Below are 20,064 nucleotides of genomic sequence, written 5' to 3' on the forward strand. Positions count from 1 at the left end.
CTGGATTTATCAATACCCATATTTCTTTCCCCATCTCGATTTGAGAAAAGCTCTAAATGAATTTTCACGCTGGTTGTCACCAGGCTCATAAAGTTTGGTATTCTTAATCTCATCGGGTAAAAATTCTTGGTCTGCAAAGTTTTTTTCGTGGTTATGAGCATATTTATAATCTTCGCCATACCCAAGTTCTTTCATTAATTTCGTGGGAGCATTTCTAATATGTAATGGTACCGATAAATCACCTGTTTGTTTGACCAGTTGTTGCGCTTTATTTATCGCCATATATGACGCATTACTTTTTTGGGAGGTAGCAAGGTAAACCGCACATTGGCTTAAAATGATTCTTGCTTCTGGATATCCTATCGTATTTACTGCCTGAAACGTATTGTTTGCCATGATCAAAGCGGTTGGATTTGCATTTCCTATATCTTCAGATGCTAAAATAATCATTCGTCTGGCTATAAATTTAAGATCTTCTCCTCCTTCAATCATACGTGCCAACCAATATACTGCAGCATTGGGGTCACTGCCCCGTATGGATTTAATGAATGCCGAGATAATATCATAATGCTGATCTCCTGTTTTGTCGTATCGCACTGTATTTTGTTGAACTAGTTTTAATACGAGATCATTAGTTATGATTATACTTCCATGGTTCTGACTTGAAACGATAAGTTCGAAAATATTAAGTAGTTTTCTTGCATCTCCTCCGCTTAATCTTAATAGGGCCTCGGTTTCTTTCAGAGTAATATCTTTTGATTTTAAATACTCGTCTTCGTGCATAGCACGATCCAATAAAGCTTCTAACTCTTCTTTGTCAAATGGGTTTAAAACATATACTTGACACCTTGACAAGAGTGCGGGGATGACTTCAAAACTTGGATTTTCTGTAGTTGCTCCGATAAGGGTGATCCAGCCTTTTTCTACTGCACCCAATAAAGAATCTTGTTGAGATTTGCTAAAACGATGAATTTCATCAATAAATAAAATCGGATTTTTTGAAGTAAACAAGCCACCACTTTGTTTTGCTTTATCAATCACATCTCTTACTTCTTTTACTCCACTATTTATAGCACTTAATGTATAAAATGGTCTTTGTGATTCTTGAGCAATTATATTTGCCAAAGTTGTTTTGCCAACTCCAGGTGGTCCCCATAAGATTAATGATGGAATGACCCCATTTTTTATTTGCTGGGTAAGTGAACCGTCATTTCCTATCAAATGTTCCTGACTAAGGTAGGATGTTAAAGATTTCGGACGTATTCTTTCGGCAAGAGGTTTATTTGTATTCATAAATACAAAGTTACAAAGCTTTATAAGATTATGAAGATGGAAAAGTCATTTCAAAATAACTATAGCATTCCCTGAAAGTAATAAAGTCTGCCATTTTAACTGATAAATTGATTTTGGACTTTTTTTTGATATATTTTTGGTGTTATGAGAAGAGAACAAGATGAGTTTAAATTTAATATTGGTGTAATAGGGTTTCCTTTATTATTTGTATTGATTATTTGGATCATTTTTTGGTTTGAAGTGCGTTTTAGACTAGATTTTAGTAGTTTTGGAGTGCTGCCAAGGACAGTTAAAGGTTTAAGAGGAGTATTATTTTCCCCGTTTATTCATTCTGATATTACGCACTTATGGCACAACACATTGCCATTACTTATTTTATCCTTGGCACTGTTTTATTTTTATCAATCCAATGCTTGGAAGGTTCTAATAATTGGAACTCTATTTACTGGAATAGCTACTTGGCTATTAGGGCGCACAGCAAATCATATTGGTGCCAGTGGGGTAGTATATATGTTGTTTGGTTTTTTGTTTTTCAAAGGTATTATTGCTAAACACTTTAGGTTAACTGCTCTATCTTTCGTTGTTGTTTTTATTTACGGAAGTATGGTGTGGTACATTCTACCTATAGATCCCAAAATTTCGTGGGAAGGGCATCTATCCGGCTTGTTTGTAGGAACGTTGTTGGCCTTTTTTATTAAAAGGGGAGTGGTGAGGCCTAAGAAATATTATTGGCAATCTTCGGATTATAACCCCGAGGAGGATGAATTCCTGAAACATTTTGATGAAAATGGTAATTTTATAGAAAAAATAGTAGAAGAGAACGAGCAAAAACCTGATGCAATACAGGTAATTTATGAATATAAAGATAAGACAGATGAATCTAGAAAAACTGAGTGATTTATCATTGTCTTTGTCTTATAGTTTCATACAAAAATACTCCACAGGCTACAGAAACATTGAGAGAGCCTATTTCACCATACATGGGTAATTTGGCTTGTTTATCTACCAATTTAAGTACAGAATTTGATATGCCTTTACCTTCACTTCCCATAATTATGGCTGTTGGTACAGCTAAATTCACTTCGTATATTGTTTCAGCTGCTTTTTCTGATGCGGCTATTACCTGAATCCCTGAACCTTGTAAATAATACATGGCATCTTTTATATGATCTACTTTACATATCGGTATATTAAATACTGCGCCAGCAGAAGTTTTAATGGTATCGGCATTTACAGGAGCACCACCTTTTTTTTGTATGATGATTCCGTGAACACCAGTGCACTCGGCGGTTCTAATAATTGCTCCAAAATTGCGTACATCAGAAAGTTGGTCTAAAATAAGAAACAAAGGTGTTTTACCAGATTCGATTACTTCAAGAACCAGATTTTCTAAAACATAGAAGTCAATAGGGGAGATATAGGCAACCACACCCTGATGATTTTTACGTGCAAGTCGATTAAGTTTTTCTAAAGGTACATAAGTAACACTTATATTTTGTTGACGTACCATAGCCAGCAGTTCTCTCGCTAACTCTCCCTGTAATCCTTTTTGAATAAAAAGTTTATCAATAGTTTTACCTGAGCTAATGGCTTCTATTATGGCTCTGATACCAAAAATTAAAGACTCTTGTTTCATGAGCAACAAAGATATGTATAAAATAACAACCCTTTGGTATACCAAAGGGTTGTTGTTAAATTATTATTTGTTCCGTCCTAAAATAGCGATACACTAAAATTTAGTGTAATGAGAAAATCAGTAAACATGGGTTATGTAAAGCGAATCCAAAAAGACTATTCGCTTTGTTTTAAACTTCAAGTAATTAAAGAAATTGAGCCTAGCAGGCTTCGATAGACTAAATGCTTACCATAAATATAGCATTCGAACTAGTTTTACAATTATTTAATGGCTAAGAAATAGGGTATCTTTGATTGGGATAATCTATCTCTGGTAATCGTGGAAGATACCCGAACAAAAGATTCTAGAATTAGAAACTAAAGTAAAACTTCTTGAAAAACAAAAGGCAAGAGCTGAGCATTTGGCTGAGCGTTCCAATAATGAGAAAGTGATCATTTTTGATATGCCTGTTGATCTTGTTGAGAAGGAAAATGGTGTTGATATTATAAAAAATCACATACCTGATTTATTGAATGCTTCAAAAAAGAGCATGAAGAAACGATAGTTTCTACTTGTAAGTTACTTATGTTTGGTAGAGAGGTATATTATCAATCTATTACCTATAGAAAATGCAAATAGGCTACAACATGGCAGGCTATCTGATTTGTAAAAGGGGTACGTAATATAATGCCAAAACTCGGTACTGTATCGTATACTAAAGAATAAATTTTCTGCTTTAAAAGTTGGTAGAGATAAGCTCTTTATAATTTTTAAATCAAATCATATGTTGATTAAACCTTAAAGGTTTTTTCATATAACAACAGATTCTCATCATCGATTTAGAAAACATAAGAAAAGGGTTTGTAATTTGGAGATTACTAGACCAGAACAATTATGGGTTAGCGATATTACCTACGTAGGAACTAGGGCAAATCCATCCTGTTTTAGGATTAATAACAGACGCCTATTCTAAAATGATTATAGGGTATAATGTATCTGATACTCTTGCCCATTGCAGGATCAACAAATGGTATCTTAAAACAAGAATTCAACGTGTCAAAAGAAATGAAATCGATCAACATAAAGAAAAAACTATAACAGATACTGTAAAAGTATATAGCAATATAAGACCGCACCTATCTAATGAAATGCTTACCCCAGTGCAAATACACAAACAAAATAAATTTAAAAGAAACTGCATAAAACCAAAATTCCCAATGAAGCTAGCTTCATTGGGAATTAAATGATAAATTTAATCTAGTAATAATCTGTATCGATTATTTATAACCTGTCATTTTATTATTAAATCAATTAATTTAGTAACCAGGGTTTTGTTGATCCGCTATTACTGGATTGGCGTTGATTTCCCCTTGAGGGATTGGAAACTGGAATCTAAAGTTGCCAGCAGGTATTACAAGCGCTTCAGGCTCAGTTCCACTACCATCGATCACATCACCGTTGCTGGATCGAGAAATATCTTCTCCTCTTCTTTTAAGATCAAAAAATCTATGTCCTTCAAAGGACAATTCAACTCTTCTTTCAAATTGAATTGCATCCTCAAGTGCTTGACCTGTTTCAGTTCCTGGAACAAAAGGATCGTATCTCGTTGCTCTTAATTGATTTAGTGTTGCAAGCGCTGCGACTTGTTGTCCTAATTCAAATTGAGCTTCAGCTTTATTTAAAAGGACTTCTGCAGATCGCAATACCTTAATATCAACACGACCATTTACTTGTCCTTCTTCTCCTAAGAATTTTTTAATCGCATTATAACTTACACCAGTATTAACACCAACGTACTGCATGATATCCTTTCTTATATCGTCGTTTGATATGCTATTGAAAAATTCGAACTCAATCGCAAACTCTAAGATGTCGTTATCTGCATTTGATTGGCTATACAGTACACCAACATTATTAAAATTAGCCTCAGAAGTTGTATTGATACCTAATTCTATCACTATTCCCGCATTGTTAGAATCTGTGTAAACTCCCGGTAATTCATCTGCGGCAGCAAGGTCGACAGATACTTCATTAGCGGCATCAACGGCCTTCTGGTACTCACCATTATATAAATAAACTCTAGATAATAAACCAAAGACACCATCTCTGTTTAATCTTCCTTCACCATTATTGCCATCACTAATTAATGAACTTGCTCGTTCTAAGTCACCAATTATCTCAGCATAATTAGATGCTACTGTTTCTCTTGCAGGAGTTGCGAATGGATCCCCTGTGTCACCATCTTCTACTTTTACATAAACAATTCCTAAAGAACCGTTAGCATCTGCACTTTGAGTAGGGATTTGACCATAAATTCGAGCTAGATCAAAATGAGCCCATGCTCTTGCTGCTAAAGCCTGACCAAGAATATTGTTTTTGTCAGCACCATCAACCAAATTGTCTATTTGGCTAATTACAATATTTGCAGCATTTATCGCTTCGTAAGCTTCACTCCAGTATAAGGGTATAGCACCTGCGGTAGTTGGAACATATCTAAAATCATGATAATCATCATTGGATCGTCTTCCGCTTTGAACTTGAATTACATTATCAGATATTATATCAGGAATACCTTGTAGTCCCGAACCAGGAGACGAATAGTAATTAAATAGTTGCTGATAGATTCCATCAACACCGTTTTGAAAAGCATCAACGTTATTCAAAAACGCCTCTGGATTAACTTCAACAAAAGGCTGAAGATCATCCAATTCATCGTCACAGGCAAAAAAGCCGAATACGGTGAACAAAATTATTAGTTTTGAAATTTTATTTTTCATTTCTTCTTTTTTTAATTTTTAAAAACCTATTTCTACACCAAAAATATAAGATCTAACCTGAGGATAGCTGAATAATGAGAACTCTCCTGGCACGAAACCAACGTCTCCCGGCTCTCCGGATTCAGCAGATCCAAGACCAATTTCTGGATCACCTTCATAGTCAGTAAAGGTTAGTATGTTTTGTCCTGTAGCATAAATTCTCAGTTTATCAATAGGTAAAGCGTCTAAGAATTTTCTAGGTAGTGAATAATCAACGGTTAAAGTTCTTAATCTAATAAAGTCACCTTTCTCTAAAAACCTAGTAGTACCTGCTTGATCAGCTGTGGCTTGGAATGTTGGACTTGGTAGAACATTTGTGTCTCCCGGCTGTCTCCAGTAGTTAAATACATCTGTACGAAGATTGGCATCAATGTTTCCAATAAATTCACCTTGTGCTCTTTGGTTATTAAGAATATAGTTACCCCCTCTAAAAACAAAGTCCGTTCTTACTCCAAAACCTTTGTATTTAAAAGATCCGTAAAAACCACCTTGAACATCTGCAATTGGAGATTTTCCTTCTTGGATTTTTTGGAAAGCATCACTGTAAGTTTCAGTAACGTTACCATCTAAATCAACATATAACGGTGCTCCATTGTCAGGGTTTACACCTGCATATTCTACTAAGAAAAAAGAGTTTATTTCCTCACCTTCTCTCAAAATAATGTTACCGAATGTACCAGTGATAATATCTTGACCATCAACTAATTTTTTGATTTCATTGTCGATTAAAGTAAGATTACCTCCAACAGAAACTAAAAGATCATCTGTTCTTATTATATCTGCATTCAGACTAAATTCAAAACCAGAGTTTTGTACTTCTCCAATATTTGAGAAAATACCATTATCCTCATCACCAACTGTTTGAGAAATTGGTCTGTTTAACAATAAGTCTTCAGAGTTCTTTTGAAAGTAGTCTATAACACCATTTACTCTGTTGTTAAATAGACCAAACTCTAAACCTATATCCAAAATAGCTTGCGCTTCCCATTGAATTTCAGGATTACCCACTCGCAATGGTCTTAGAGTAGTATTACCATTATATGTAGAGAAATCTGCTGCATCAATAAATTCAAAATCTGGAATATTTTGATTTCCAGAAGTACCGTATGAAGCTCTTAACTTAAGATTGTTAAAAACAGATCCTTCAAGGAAAGATTCCTGAGCTAAATTCCATGCAACACTTCCACTATAAAAAATACCAAATTTGTTGTCAGGTCCAAATCTAGAAGAACCATCACGTCTTACAGATGCTGAAACAATATATTTTTCATCATAGTCGTAATCTGCAAAAATAGCTTGAGACCATAAAACTCTCCTTGCTTCATTTGATCCCGCAGCAGTTGCTTCAGCAGCTACATCAAGAAAAGGAATGTTAGGAGAAGGAAAACCTCTCGCAGTCACAAACTGCTCATTACGAATGTTTTCATTATATTCTAGTAAGAAACTTGCCGATAAATTGTGAGCATCACTAAACGTATCGCTATATGTAAATAAGTTATTTACATTATATTCAAAATCAATATTTACATTGTTAGTTTGAGTACCAGGAAAACGAGCATCTCCAATAAAACCTTGCAGTACACCACCCGGTAGAGATCTGTTCGTTCTGTTAAATCTATTATTAACTAAACCTATAGCAAAACGGTTAGAAAATTTATCAGATATAGTTATGTCTGCAGATAGATTTGCAATAAACAAAAGATTTCTATTATCTTCTGGTTCCGTTTGTAGAGCCTCTGCAATAGGAAAGAAAATACCACCTCCACGATTAAAAATAGGTTCTCCGTTGGCATCTGTAACAACATTCCCATTTGCATCTCTAGCAAATAAAGGAGCATAAGGATTATAATCATAAAGGCCTCTGAATGGATTCTGAACATTATTCCTATCCCGTGGTAAATCTGTAGTACTTCTTGCCGCAGAAATATTAGCGCCGATATTTAACCACTCTTTTGCTTGATAAGTTGTATTTAATCTCGCAGATACTCTTTCGAAACCATCAATGCGATCAATGATACCAGTATCTAAATTATAAGCTAATGACAGGAAGTATGTCAAATCTTCTGATCCACCAGAAATAGATAGCGTGTTATTTTGAATTACCGATGTTCTAAGAAGTTCTTCTTCCCAATTAGTATCGAATGAAATCAATCTAGCTCTTTCTTCTGGGCTAGCAGTTGCACCAGGTAGAGCTGTTGCAGCTCCAACTCCTAATGCTGCATATTGTCTTTCTATTTCAAGTTTTTGCTCAGCATTCATTAAGTCGAAAGGATCTGGAATACGCTCTCCGAAACCATAAGACGAATTGAAAGTAATTCTAGCTTCTCCAGCTCTACCCTTCTTAGTTGTTATCAAAACAACTCCGTTAGCACCCCTTGATCCGTACTTTGAAGCAGATGCTGCATCCTTAAGTATAGATAATGACTCAATGTCATTTGGGTTTAAATTATTCAAAGGGTTGAACTGTTCATCTTCGTTGATAGGTATAGGAACTCCATCAATAACGTACAAGGGAGTAGTACTTGCATTAAGTGAACCAACTCCACGAATTTGTACAAATGCAGTGTTACCTGGCCTACCATTGGCAGCAGTTACCTGTACACCGGCTGCCTGACCTTGAAGAATATTGTCAATACTTGTGGTAGGTACAAAATCCTCAATATCTTCGTTTGCAACAGTTGATATTGCTGCAGTTACGGTTGATCTTCTACCAACCCCATAAGCAGTTACAACCACCTCTTCTAGTTCTGATGCAGAAGCAACTAATTGAACATTTACCGTATCGTTATCTCCAACAACCGCAGTTTTTGTTTCAAAACCAACATAACTGAATGAAAGTACAGCTCCTCGGTTAGCTTGAATGGTGTAATTACCATCAAAATCCGTTTGGGTACCTGTCGATGAGTTTTGAATAACAACATTAACCCCAGGTAGCGGCAGACCTTTATCGTCTGTTACTGTACCTGAGACTGTTTTTACTTGTGCAAAAGTTAATTGCACAACAAACGCTAGAAATAGCGTTAAAATTCCACTAAACTTTGTTCTCATTTTACAATTTATTTGAATTAGCCAGTTCCAAAAATCATAATAATATATTTATAAAACAACTTTTTAATATTAAAAATTGAAAATAAAATTCATTGTTATACCAAATATTTACAGACTTTCTGCTCAATTTTTGTCAATGTTCTTGACATTGATAACAATTTTTCTTTTTGTAAAGGTTTGAATTTTAGATTGATTACTTGTTGATATTTCTTATGGAAAGTTTTTGTTTTCAATTTTTGTTTTTTGATATATGTGATTTTAATTTCATTTTATTATTTTTTCGTAGTACCGCAAATATGCTTAAAAATGGTTCAATATCTATTTAACCGTAAGTTTGTGAAACTTTAAACCATCCAATAATTTCTAAGGATTAAATTTTCAAAGTCGAATTATATGTTTTTCTAAATAAGTTTTTAAGGGTTTATTTTTAATACTATTCTGGATTTTGTCTCTCGTATTATTTGAAAAGTGCACACAGTTGTGGTAAGATTAATAAATAATAAATATTTATAGCGTAAAGCTCTGTATTCTTTTCTTCAATCCTTGTGAGTAGATAATGTTTTTGAAACAAAATTGACAATTCTATTTATTGTAATGAATTATAATAATTGATAAGAATAATCAAATCATTCTCATTTTTTAGATCTAATTTTTTTTCACCACAAAATTCTTTCAATTTTTTCTGATGTAATTTAAAGTGCTGTAAAATTTTACTTTTTTTCAATTTTAACCTTATCGGGGTTTGGTTTCCGAATTGAATATAATAATGTTTTTTTTCTATAAATTTCGGTGATTCTGATTTATGGAAACTAGTCTTTGCTTCTTCTGGAAGTTTGAGCGTTTTTTCGTATCGTACATATAGGCTACAGTTGGTGTTGCGTAATTTTTCGATAAAAAAACCTTTCTTAGTTGAAGAATTATCCATATAATCTAGAATTCTAAATTCTTTATTATTTACAATAACCGATATTGGAATAGACTTACTTAAAAGTTTTGCTCCGTCTTGATAATCAACTTCAATCTCATCATTATAAGCATTATATCGCATAGGTAATTTTCCTATTTCTGTAGAATCAGTATATTTTAATAAGCCTATTTCAAATTTTTCTATGAGATAGGGATTTCCTTTTATATCTTCGAGTGTGAGGTTTTTATTACCTATATTGAGTACTTCTTGTAAAATGTCTCTTCCTCTCATCATACTATTAGCAGCGAGATTTCCTTCGAATGAAAAACTTGATAATCTAGCAGGTGTTGCCGGACTGGGATTTTGAGAAAATAAGATGGTACAATATAAGAAAGTAAAGACTTGGATAATTAGTCTGATAGATTTCATGTTAAAAAAGTTTCTACAATATAACTAAATATAATGAATTGAACGTAAATGTTCTCGTTCAACATCAAGCTCACCTGATAATAAATTCTTCTATTTTTAGGATATCTATTTAGAGACTTTTTAAGACATGTTGTTAACATTGTAAATTGAGTCAGTAAAGAGGAGATCATTGAAGTCTATCAACTATAATACTTTCAGTAGATATAAGATTTTAATATGGTTATGAAAAATGAATAAGAATAGGTTCTCCATATAATTTTTATGTTAATTAAAAAGGATCGTCTTAAATTTAAGACGATCCTTTTTAATTTTAACTTGACAAATAATTGCTTATTCTGAGCACAAATTCAAGATGACCACTCCCGCTGTAGGGGAAGGGCCTTCATCAGCAACCAAATTACCGCTAGGAGCAAATATTTGAAATGTAACTTCATTATCAAAATCGCCTGATTCGAAGGTAAATGTTAGTTCTTGTGATCCATCGGGTACCGTAAGTGTAGCTGAGGAACTAAATCCTTCAGCTTCAGTGACTAAAAACTCAGTTTCGATTCCATCAAGATCTGCAACTAATTTAGCTCCATTCCATCCGTCTCCAAAAGTGTCTTGCATATTTATATTCCATTCACCTGTTGGAGGTTCTGGTAGTACACAAAGGGTTTTTGCATCATAACGAAATGGAGAATTAAAAAACACCCCCGAAATATTGTTTCCGATATTTGTGCTTGTATAGACTTCACCAGAATTTAAATTTAATGCCAAACGCAATCTGAAAATATCACCTCCATCTGCTTGTTCTGAATCAAACTCTGACTGCAAGTCAAGCAAGTCTATGGCATCTTGTGCATTTAGACTGATCACAGCGGTAGGTTTTCCGTTAGGTCCAGTGGTAAATTCTGATGCAGCAACATTTCGAACAAAAACATCTGGTTTACTGATATCCTCATCATCGTTAGGCGTTGGAGTTTCATTATCTTCGTCAACGAAATTATCTACATAGGATACGTATACATCTACCGATTCGAACCTTGAGCTATTCGCAAAATCATCCGCTTCTACTTCGACAGCAATGGTTGATCCAGCTATATCCTTTAAGTTAACCTCTAGATTGATCACCTCTACGGTTCTAAGTACTGCTGCAGATTCTATTTCATCCAGTGGAACAGGGTTCTTGTCTTCATCTTCACAACCTACGAAAATTGAGAAAACGAATAAGAATAATAAAAATTTACTTATATTTTTCATTTCTTTTATTTTTTTAATTAGTCAACTACAGGTCCACCTTCTGCCCAAAAAACTCTTAAGCTTTGGCTAGGTGCAGGTTTTTGACTTACATTTGAGTTTTGTTGAAATAGTTCTGATGGATAGGGGAATGAATTAATGAATTCTCCCGAATTTAAAGTCAACGTAGGTTGAAGATCTGATGGAAAACCAGTTCTTCTATACGTGTTATATGCTTCAACTCCATTCCCGAATAAAGCCTTGAAATATTCAATGACAACAATCTCTACTCGGTCTTCTCCTGAAGCAGCATCATATCTATCTAAAACATTGTTAACATATAGCTCTATATCACTATTAGAAGGAACAAAAGGTCTTGGTATAACTGTTTCGTCTTCTGGAGTATCAGGATCATCGTCTTTTACGGGTTCGTCTAAGGGTAATCTTTCTCCAAAAGCTAAAACTTTTTGAATTGATTGTCTAACCCCTTGTTCAAGATAAAAACGAGGATCACCTGTAACTCCCGCAGTTAAAGCTGCTTCTGCTAGCATAAAGTTCGTGTATGAAGAAAGCATTATTGGAGAAATTCCGGCACCTTGCAAACCAACGCGTCTTCCTGATATTGCGTCACCCACACTGGCATCAAATGGTCCACCAATAGGGTATACTCCGAATGTTGTTCGAAGACCGCCATCTGGTGGTATTCCGTCGTCGTCACCATGATCTCTACCCCAATAACCATCACCTGGATTACAAAAAACATCGTTAGATGAATAATGAGTTGGTCTTGCAACTAAAATACATTCATTCTCATTAGGGTCTTCGGTAAAGTCTAGAGATTGTCTATAAAAATAATATCTTCTTCTAGGGTCACCAGTAGCGAAATCATCTTTTATTAATGTCATATAATAGTTAGACATGTAATCATTAACATCAGCTGCTACATCAAAGTTTCTTCCGAAGTAAGGGTGACGACTGTCTGGATTAGCATCAACATTCGAATATTGAAACTGAAAATCATCTTCCAAATCAAGTATAAGATCTTCATTTGCAAGCAAATTATTAATTTTAGCTCCTGCATTTGCATCCACGAGCCTAGTTTGAAGATAAAGTTTTAGTTTTAAAGTATTGGCCAGTTTAGCCCAGCTAGCTTCATTTCCGCCATAAAAAAGATCAGTATTCGCTTTAAATCTCTCAATGCGATCTAGTTGTCTTAATCCTTCATTAAGTAAATCTTCAACGTCGTTGTAAATATTGGCATCATCATCTGCTACTGGATTAGTATTATCTAGTCCTTGGAATGCTTCGCTGTAAGGTAAATCTCCAAAATAATCTACCAAAGTCATTATTACGTAAGCTTCTATAATTTTCGAAATACCAATATGAGTATAAAGCCCTGCTTCTTCTGCTATTGGTTCTAAAGCTTGTACATCAGCCAATAGACCAGCATAGGCATCCTCGTAACAAATATCGTAGTCCCCTGGTTGATAAGCATTGTCATAAAGGGGGCCAAACATGTGAAGTATTCTGGTCACCTCCATACCCATTTCGGATACGGCCAGATTATCATCTAACTGATTACCGTCAAAAAAGCCAGCTAAGCTAATTTCTATAGCATTTAAAAAAAGATCAGCATCTGCTTGATCATTAGTTAAAGCATTAGGATCGTCTAAAATCTCCAGTTCGAAAGTTTCACAAGAACTGAAGCTAAAAATCAAGCATATTACTGCAATAATTTTACTACTAAGAATATTTTTATGATGTCTTAACATTATTGTTAAATTTAAATGTTTCAAAATTAAAAAGTGGCATTGACACTGATACCATATCGTCTTGAACTAGGACCAGTAATAAAATCTATACCTTGACCATTTCCTACACCAGTACTTAAGGTATTGGTGTCGAAATTTACATCATCTGGGAAGTTCACAGCTTTGTACCATAAATTGTTGCCTCGTAGTGACATTGTTAATGTGCCAAAGGGTGTTTTCTCAAGAAATCGTTTTGGTAATGAATAAGAAAGGTTTACTTCATTTAGGCGAATTGTCGTTCCATCATAAATCTGTAATTCATTTGGACCAAAACCTATGGTGTTAAATCCTAGAACAGTAGAAGTAACTTGTATGTCATTTGGTGTGCCATCTTGTTTTACACCTGGCAACACATACGAAGCTTCTCTATCAAGACCGTTAGCGACTGTTCCTCTACCAAGCAATGTACTAGCTGTTTGAGAGTAAATGTCACCTCCATGTCTATAAAGGATATTTGCAGAAAATGTAAAATCTTTAAAGATTTTGAAGGTGCTAGTAAGTCCCGCAGTCCAATCTGGATTAGGATCACCTATTATTTCAATATCTTGAGTCTCCAAATATTGTCCATTACCTCCAACAATTCTGTTGCCTTGATCATCTCTCTGTATAGCAGTACCTTGAAGTACCCCATAAGGCTGTCCAACTATAGCATAATTTGCTGCACTTCCAACAATGAAGTCAGTTAATACGATTTGATCAGTACCTTCTGGTAGCTGGGTAATTTCGTTTTGATCGGCAAAAAAGTTTCCACTAAGGTTCCATGTAAAGTTTTCGGTTTTAATGGGTACTACATTAAAATCAACTTCTATACCTTCTGTTTCAAGAGATCCGGCATTTACACGTACAACTTCAAAGCCCGTTGCTGGATCCAGTGTTTGATCAGTGATTAGATCATCGGCCTCCTTCTTATAGACACTTACATTTAATGATAACCTATTTCTGAAAAACTGCGCCTCGATACCAGCTTCAATTTCAGAAACTGTTTCTGGTTCTAGGTCTGGATTCCCTATACGATTAGCTACAGAATTACCGGAAACAACGTTTCCGCCAGCATCAACAAAAGATCTGGATGCTACGCTTAGACTATTTCTTGTACCGTATGCTGCTGGAAATCCGGCTGAAGTACCATATCCAATTCTTAATTTCATATAACCGAGTCCTTTATCACTTACCAAACCGTCAAAGAATTGAGTGGGTATAAATGATAAACTAGCTGCAGGATAAAATATGCTAAAATTATCAGTTTCAAGAGTTGAAGTCCAATCATTTCTTGCAGCTAGGTTAAGATAAAGTCCTTGGCGAAAACCTAAAGTTGCATCTGCATAAACACCTACTTGATTTTCCTCTGAGCGAAAAGCCAAATTCAATCCAGAAAAACTATTTACAGTACCGTGATTGACAAAATTGAAATGTTCTAAAACACCAAAAGCCAATTGTTGGGTACTTTCAACACCATCACGCTCGAAAGTATCGTTCCTGGTTTGTCCACCTAAAACCAATTGAAGATTAAAATCATCAGAAAGGTCTTTGTTGTAATTGAAATTTAAAGTATGGTTCCAAATTTTACTTTTGGCTTGTGTAGTTCTGAAAATTCCTATTGGATTTCCATCTACACCACCTCTATTTTGACCATAAAAATTGAATTCAGTATAAGTATCTAAACCTAATAAATAGGATAGGCCGAAATTATCATTAAATTCATAATTAAAAGTCATACTTCCAAATACCCTTTCTGTATTCTGTCCTGTTCTAGAATTGTTAACTGTCCATAAAGGATTCTGTATATCGTTTCCTGAACGATAATAGATACTTCTACCATCGGCTGCTTGAAAGGGAAGTCCAATTAAATCAACACTTCGAGGGGTGTATAAAACGTCTCCAAAAACAGACGACCCACCTCCTACTGTACCACTTCCTGTAGATGCCGCAATAGGTGGAGTTTTATAATCGGTATTTGAATAATTAAGTGTACCAGACACAGTGATTTTATTATTTAAAATTGCAGACCCACCTACACTTATGTTATTTCTCACAAGTTTATTTCCGGGAGTGAATCCTTCATCCTCTAAATGACCCAGTCCAACGTTGTAAGTTAAGTTATCTGTTGATCCTCTTAGGTTTATTGAATTATCAGAAACACTACCCGTTCTGAAGAAATTTTCTACACTATTATAATTTTGATATCTATAAGTGCCGTTAATTAATTCGTCAAATCCAACTTTTAGTGATTCATCAGCTAGTCTATTAAATGGGTGTTCTACTAAAACTGTTCCATCTGATGCAATTCCTCTAAATGAACTACCATATATAGCAGGGTTTTGTTCGGCAAAATCTGGTCCCCAATTACTAAAGAAGAATCCAAATGCTTGGTGAAAACCTCCACCATATTGTGTTTGAAATTTTGGTAAAATAGCTTCGCTTATGAAGTAAGAAGAAGATACGGATACCTCTAATTTTTTAGAAACCGATTTGGAACTACCTCCAATAGTTGTAATTAATACAACACCGTTTCTTCCGCGCTCTCCATAGAGTACCGTCGCACTTAATCCCTTTAGAATTTTTACATCCTGAATAGATTTTGGATCTAAATCCAAAAATCTACTGGACTCCGTAACTCCATCAAAGAATGCTGTTTGCTCATTTGCCCCTCCATCAAAAGGCACCCCGTTTACGATAAATAGAGGTTGGTTACTACCAGATATTGAGGTGTATCCTCTAATTATGAAATTTGTTCCAGAACCAGAGACACCATTAGTAGCAGTGATATTGATACCTGCAGCTTTGCCTTGTAAAATTCGCCCGATATCTCCTTGGGCTTGATTTTGAATTTCTTCAGATTCAATAGTACTTACTGCATAACCAAGTGATTTTTTTTCTCTTTTAATACCTTGTGCGGTAACCACTACTTCTTCTAGTTCAGAAGCTGAAGGATCAAGTTGTACATTGATAACTGAATTAGAGCCCACTGTTACTTCTTTATTAGTAAACCCTAGATAACTATATACCAGTACATTTCCTCTGGTAGCTTGTATGCTATAAAGCCCATCGAAATCTGATTGTGTACCTGTATTTGTTCCTTTGACTAAGATGTTTACCCCTGGAAGAGGTAACCCTTGATCGTCTGTAATTTTACCAGTTATGGTTTGTTCTTGTGCAAATGAGACTTGCACAACTAATGCTAGAAATAGCATTAGAATTTGCTTTGTTGGTGATTTCATTTATTTTAATTATTAGAATTAGCCAATTCCAAAAATCTATAAAAGATTTAACTTAAACAACTTTAAGAGAAGATAATTTGTTAATTTAATATAATTTAATAAAAATATCACACTTTGTTTAAGATTGTATTCAGCTAAAAAACAGCTAATAACGCAATTTAAAATTGTTGTTTCCTTGCGATTAATTTGTTATTAGGGTCAGTGTCATTCATTTATGCACTAGGTATTGATGTTTGGCTGAATGTTACTTTATTTCTTTCAGTAACCCTATCGGTATATTGTTGTGCCAAAACCATTTTTTTTGATCTGTTCTGTTTGTTAAAAACGTTTTGTTTAAATTATCTTTGATTTTCAAGACAGTGCCAAAATGTTATAATATTGCCGTCGTTTCTGAACCTTTTATTAAAGATGATTTTTTTGATAGCATAAACACTTACTGGTTGTTTAATTCTTTTATGGGCGATTTAATAGAAATTTAGCACATTATTTTTAAAAATCCGATCTCTTCTCAAATTTAGGGTAAATAAAGTTTCTATGATGAGGTCACTTATTCTTTTAAGACTCAAAATAGTTAATTTTTAAATATTTAAAAATTAATATGGTAGGATTTGATTTACTGAAAAATATTTCTACCTTTGCAGCCCTTTAAAAAGGGATATTAGAAAAATTTTAATAATAGTGTAAAGCAAATTATGCCAACAATTTCACAATTAGTAAGAAAAGGTAGAGCCAAAATAACTAAGAAGAGTAAATCGGCTGCTTTGGATTCGTGCCCGCAACGCCGCGGTGTTTGTACGCGTGTTTATACTACTACACCAAAAAAACCAAATTCAGCTATGCGTAAAGTAGCTCGTGTTAGGTTAACTAATGGTAAAGAGGTAAACGCATACATCGGTGGTGAAGGTCATAACCTCCAAGAGCACTCGATAGTATTAGTTAGAGGTGGAAGGGTAAAAGATTTACCAGGAGTTAGATATCACATTGTTCGTGGAGCTTTAGACACCGCAGGTGTCGAAGGCAGAACGCAACGTAGATCTAAGTACGGTGCAAAACGCCCTAAGAAGTAATCAAAAAACTTTAAGAAGAAGACATGAGAAAAAGAAAGGCTAAAAAAAGACCAATCCTCCCGGATCCACGTTTTAACGATCAGTTAGTGACACGTTTTGTAAATATGATGATGTGGGACGGAAAGAAGTCGACTGCTTTTAGAATTTTTTACGATGCAATTGATATCGTAGATGAGAAAAAACAAAACGATGAGAAGACAGCACTAGAAATGTGGAAAGATGCATTGTCTAATGTAATGCCTCACGTTGAAGTACGAAGCCGTAGAGTAGGTGGAGCTACTTTTCAGATCCCTAATCCAATCAGGCCAGATCGCAAGATTTCAACTGCTATGAAGTGGTTGATACAGTTTTCGCGAAAAAGAAATGAGAAATCTATGGCTCAAAAACTTGCTGCAGAGATTATAGCTGCAGAAAAAGAAGAAGGAGCCGCTGTAAAGAAAAGAGTAGATACTCATAAAATGGCTGAAGCAAATAAAGCATTCTCACACTTTAGATTTTAATCCTTAAGAAATGGCTAGAGATTTAAAATATACAAGAAATATAGGGATTGCTGCGCATATTGACGCAGGAAAAACTACAACTACCGAGCGTATCCTTTATTATACGGGGGTAAGTCATAAAATTGGGGAGGTGCATGATGGTGCAGCTACTATGGACTGGATGGAGCAAGAGCAAGAACGTGGTATCACGATTACTTCTGCTGCAACGACGTGTGAATGGAAATTCCCAACAGAAAATGGACAACCAATAGCGGATACAAAAGCATATCATTTCAATATTATTGATACACCAGGTCACGTAGATTTTACCGTAGAGGTAAATCGTTCTTTGCGTGTCCTTGATGGGTTAGTGTTCTTATTTAGTGCAGTTGATGGCGTAGAGCCACAATCAGAAACTAACTGGAGACTTGCTGATAATTATAAAGTGCCACGCATAGGTTTTGTTAACAAAATGGATCGTCAAGGATCTAACTTTATGGCGGTATGTCAGCAAGTTAAAGATATGTTAGGATCTAATGCGGTGCCAATCGTTATGAATATTGGTGATGAAGCAGATTTTAAAGGTATTGTAGACTTAGTGAAAAACCGTGCGATTATATGGCATGATGAAACACAGGGTTCTACATTTGATGTTGTCGATATTCCTGAGGAGTTGAAGGCTGAAGCTGCAGAATTAAGAGGTAAGCTTATTGAAGAGGTTGCTGCTTATGATGAAAATCTGTTAGAGAAATTTATGGAGGATGAAGATTCAATCACAGAAGAAGAAGTGCATGCTGCACTCAGAGCTGCTGTGATGGATATGTCTATCATTCCTATGATTTGTGGATCTGCATTTAAAAATAAAGGTGTTCAGTTCTTGTTGGATGCTGTTTGCCGTTATTTGCCTTCTCCAACTGATAAAGAAGGTATTGTAGGGGTGAATCCTAATACAGATAAAGAGGAAATGCGTAAACCAGATGTTAAGGAGCCGTTTTCAGCGTTAGCATTTAAAATTGCTACTGATCCTTTTGTAGGTCGTTTAGCATTCTTTAGAGCATATTCTGGGCGTTTGGATGCTGGTTCTTATATCTTGAACAACCGTTCGGGTAAAAAAGAGCGTATTTCACGTATCTATCAAATGCATTCCAATAAGCAAAACGCTATTGACTATATCGAAGCAGGAGATATTGGAGCTGCCGTAGGTTTTAAAGATATTAAGACCGGAGATACAATGTCTGATGAAAAACATCCTATTGTTTTAGAGTCAATGGACTTCCCTGATCCGGTAATTGGTATTGCGGTTGAGCCAAAAACCAAGGCTGATGTCGATAAATTAGGTATGGCTTTAGCGAAGTTAGCTGAAGAAGATCCAACATTTACTGTAAGAACGGATGAAGCTTCAGGACAGACTATAATTTCTGGAATGGGAGAACTTCACTTGGATATTATTGTAGATCGTTTAAGGCGAGAGTTTAAAGTAGAAGTTAATCAAGGTCAGCCTCAAGTGGAGTATAAAGAGGCTATTACCCAAAGAGCTGAACACAGAGAAGTGTATAAGAAACAATCTGGTGGTCGTGGTAAATTTGCTGATATTGTATTTACACTTGAACCTGCTGACGAAGGTCAGGTTGGGCTTCAGTTTGAATCTACCATTAAAGGGGGTAACGTTCCTAAAGAATTTGTTCCTTCGGTTGAGAAAGGATTTAAAATGGCTATGGTAAATGGTCCTTTGGCCGGATACGAGGTAGATGCAATGAAGGTTACACTTACTGATGGATCTTACCACGATGTGGATTCTGATCAATTGTCATTCGAATTAGCTGCCAAATTAGGTTTTAAAGCTGCTGCTAAAGCTGCTAAAGCTGTAATTCTGGAGCCAATTATGAAACTAGAAGTTATTACTCCTGAAGAAAACATGGGTGATATCGTAGGTGACCTTAACCGTCGTAGAGGACAGGTAAGTGATATGGGAGATCGTGCAGGTGCAAAAACTGTAAAAGCTACCGTGCCACTTTCTGAAATGTTTGGATATGTAACAACATTAAGAACATTATCTTCTGGTAGAGCAACGTCAACCATGGAATTTTCTCACTATGCCGAGACTCCTTCTAATATTTCAGAAGAAGTAATTGCAGCTGCAAAAGGAGTTAACGCTTAATTATT

12 protein-coding genes are annotated in these 20,064 nt (G+C 35.2%); 4 read left to right on the forward strand and 8 right to left on the reverse strand.

What is annotated here, in order from left to right; all coding sequences use genetic code 11:
• Nucleotides 1-9: 9 nt before the first annotated feature.
• Nucleotides 10-1,293, reverse strand: coding sequence for a replication-associated recombination protein A (locus ACFSJT_RS13260; protein WP_378320777.1), 1,284 nt, complete (start codon nucleotides 1,291-1,293; stop codon nucleotides 10-12).
• A 144-nt stretch (nucleotides 1,294-1,437) separates the two neighbouring features.
• Here ACFSJT_RS13260 and ACFSJT_RS13265 point away from each other — a divergent pair, with 144 nt between their 5' ends.
• Nucleotides 1,438-2,190, forward strand: a complete 753-nt coding sequence (locus ACFSJT_RS13265) for a rhomboid family intramembrane serine protease (protein ID WP_378320778.1) — start codon at nucleotides 1,438-1,440, stop codon at nucleotides 2,188-2,190.
• A gap of 4 nt (nucleotides 2,191-2,194) precedes the next feature.
• On the opposite strand, the gene rlmB is transcribed toward ACFSJT_RS13265, so the two are convergent.
• The 7 genes from rlmB to ACFSJT_RS13300 form a co-directional block, all read right to left on the reverse strand.
• Nucleotides 2,195-2,929, reverse strand: a complete 735-nt coding sequence (rlmB, locus tag ACFSJT_RS13270; RefSeq protein WP_378320779.1) for a 23S rRNA (guanosine(2251)-2'-O)-methyltransferase RlmB — start codon at nucleotides 2,927-2,929, stop codon at nucleotides 2,195-2,197.
• A gap of 1,295 nt (nucleotides 2,930-4,224) precedes the next feature.
• Nucleotides 4,225-5,685: a RagB/SusD family nutrient uptake outer membrane protein gene (locus ACFSJT_RS13275; protein WP_378320781.1), complete on the reverse strand. Its 1,461-nt coding sequence runs from the start codon at nucleotides 5,683-5,685 to the stop codon at nucleotides 4,225-4,227.
• Nucleotides 5,686-5,703: 18 nt separating this feature from the next.
• A complete protein-coding gene (locus ACFSJT_RS13280) occupies nucleotides 5,704-8,772 on the reverse strand; it encodes a SusC/RagA family TonB-linked outer membrane protein (protein ID WP_378320782.1) in 3,069 nt (1,022 codons plus the stop codon).
• A 586-nt stretch (nucleotides 8,773-9,358) separates the two neighbouring features.
• Nucleotides 9,359-10,108 carry a hypothetical protein gene (locus ACFSJT_RS13285; RefSeq protein WP_378320783.1) on the reverse strand — a complete coding sequence of 250 codons (750 nt, stop codon included), beginning with the start codon at nucleotides 10,106-10,108 and terminating at the stop codon, nucleotides 9,359-9,361.
• A gap of 330 nt (nucleotides 10,109-10,438) precedes the next feature.
• On the reverse strand, nucleotides 10,439-11,350 hold the full coding sequence (locus ACFSJT_RS13290) for a hypothetical protein (protein ID WP_378320784.1): 912 nt from the start codon (nucleotides 11,348-11,350) through the stop codon (nucleotides 10,439-10,441).
• Nucleotides 11,351-11,367: 17 nt separating this feature from the next.
• Entirely contained in the window at nucleotides 11,368-13,098 is a 1,731-nt protein-coding gene (locus tag ACFSJT_RS13295) for a SusD/RagB family nutrient-binding outer membrane lipoprotein (protein ID WP_378320785.1), read from the reverse strand.
• Between the two features lie 26 nt (nucleotides 13,099-13,124).
• Nucleotides 13,125-16,355, reverse strand: a complete 3,231-nt coding sequence (locus ACFSJT_RS13300; protein ID WP_378320786.1) for a SusC/RagA family TonB-linked outer membrane protein — start codon at nucleotides 16,353-16,355, stop codon at nucleotides 13,125-13,127.
• Between the two features lie 692 nt (nucleotides 16,356-17,047).
• Here ACFSJT_RS13300 and rpsL point away from each other — a divergent pair.
• Genes rpsL through fusA form a run of 3 tightly spaced genes read left to right on the forward strand, consistent with a single transcriptional unit; the run spans nucleotide 17,048 to nucleotide 20,059 of the window.
• Nucleotides 17,048-17,422, forward strand: a complete 375-nt coding sequence (gene rpsL / locus ACFSJT_RS13305; protein ID WP_024770883.1) for a 30S ribosomal protein S12 — start codon at nucleotides 17,048-17,050, stop codon at nucleotides 17,420-17,422.
• Nucleotides 17,423-17,445: 23 nt separating this feature from the next.
• Nucleotides 17,446-17,922, forward strand: a complete 477-nt coding sequence (gene rpsG / locus ACFSJT_RS13310) for a 30S ribosomal protein S7 (RefSeq protein ID WP_378320787.1) — start codon at nucleotides 17,446-17,448, stop codon at nucleotides 17,920-17,922.
• Between the two features lie 10 nt (nucleotides 17,923-17,932).
• On the forward strand, nucleotides 17,933-20,059 hold the full coding sequence (gene fusA, locus ACFSJT_RS13315; RefSeq protein WP_378320788.1) for an elongation factor G: 2,127 nt from the start codon (nucleotides 17,933-17,935) through the stop codon (nucleotides 20,057-20,059).
• Nucleotides 20,060-20,064: the final 5 nt, after the last annotated feature.

The organism is Aquimarina celericrescens (assembly GCF_042682765.1).
Taxonomy (GTDB): Bacteria; Bacteroidota; Bacteroidia; order Flavobacteriales; family Flavobacteriaceae; genus Aquimarina; species Aquimarina celericrescens.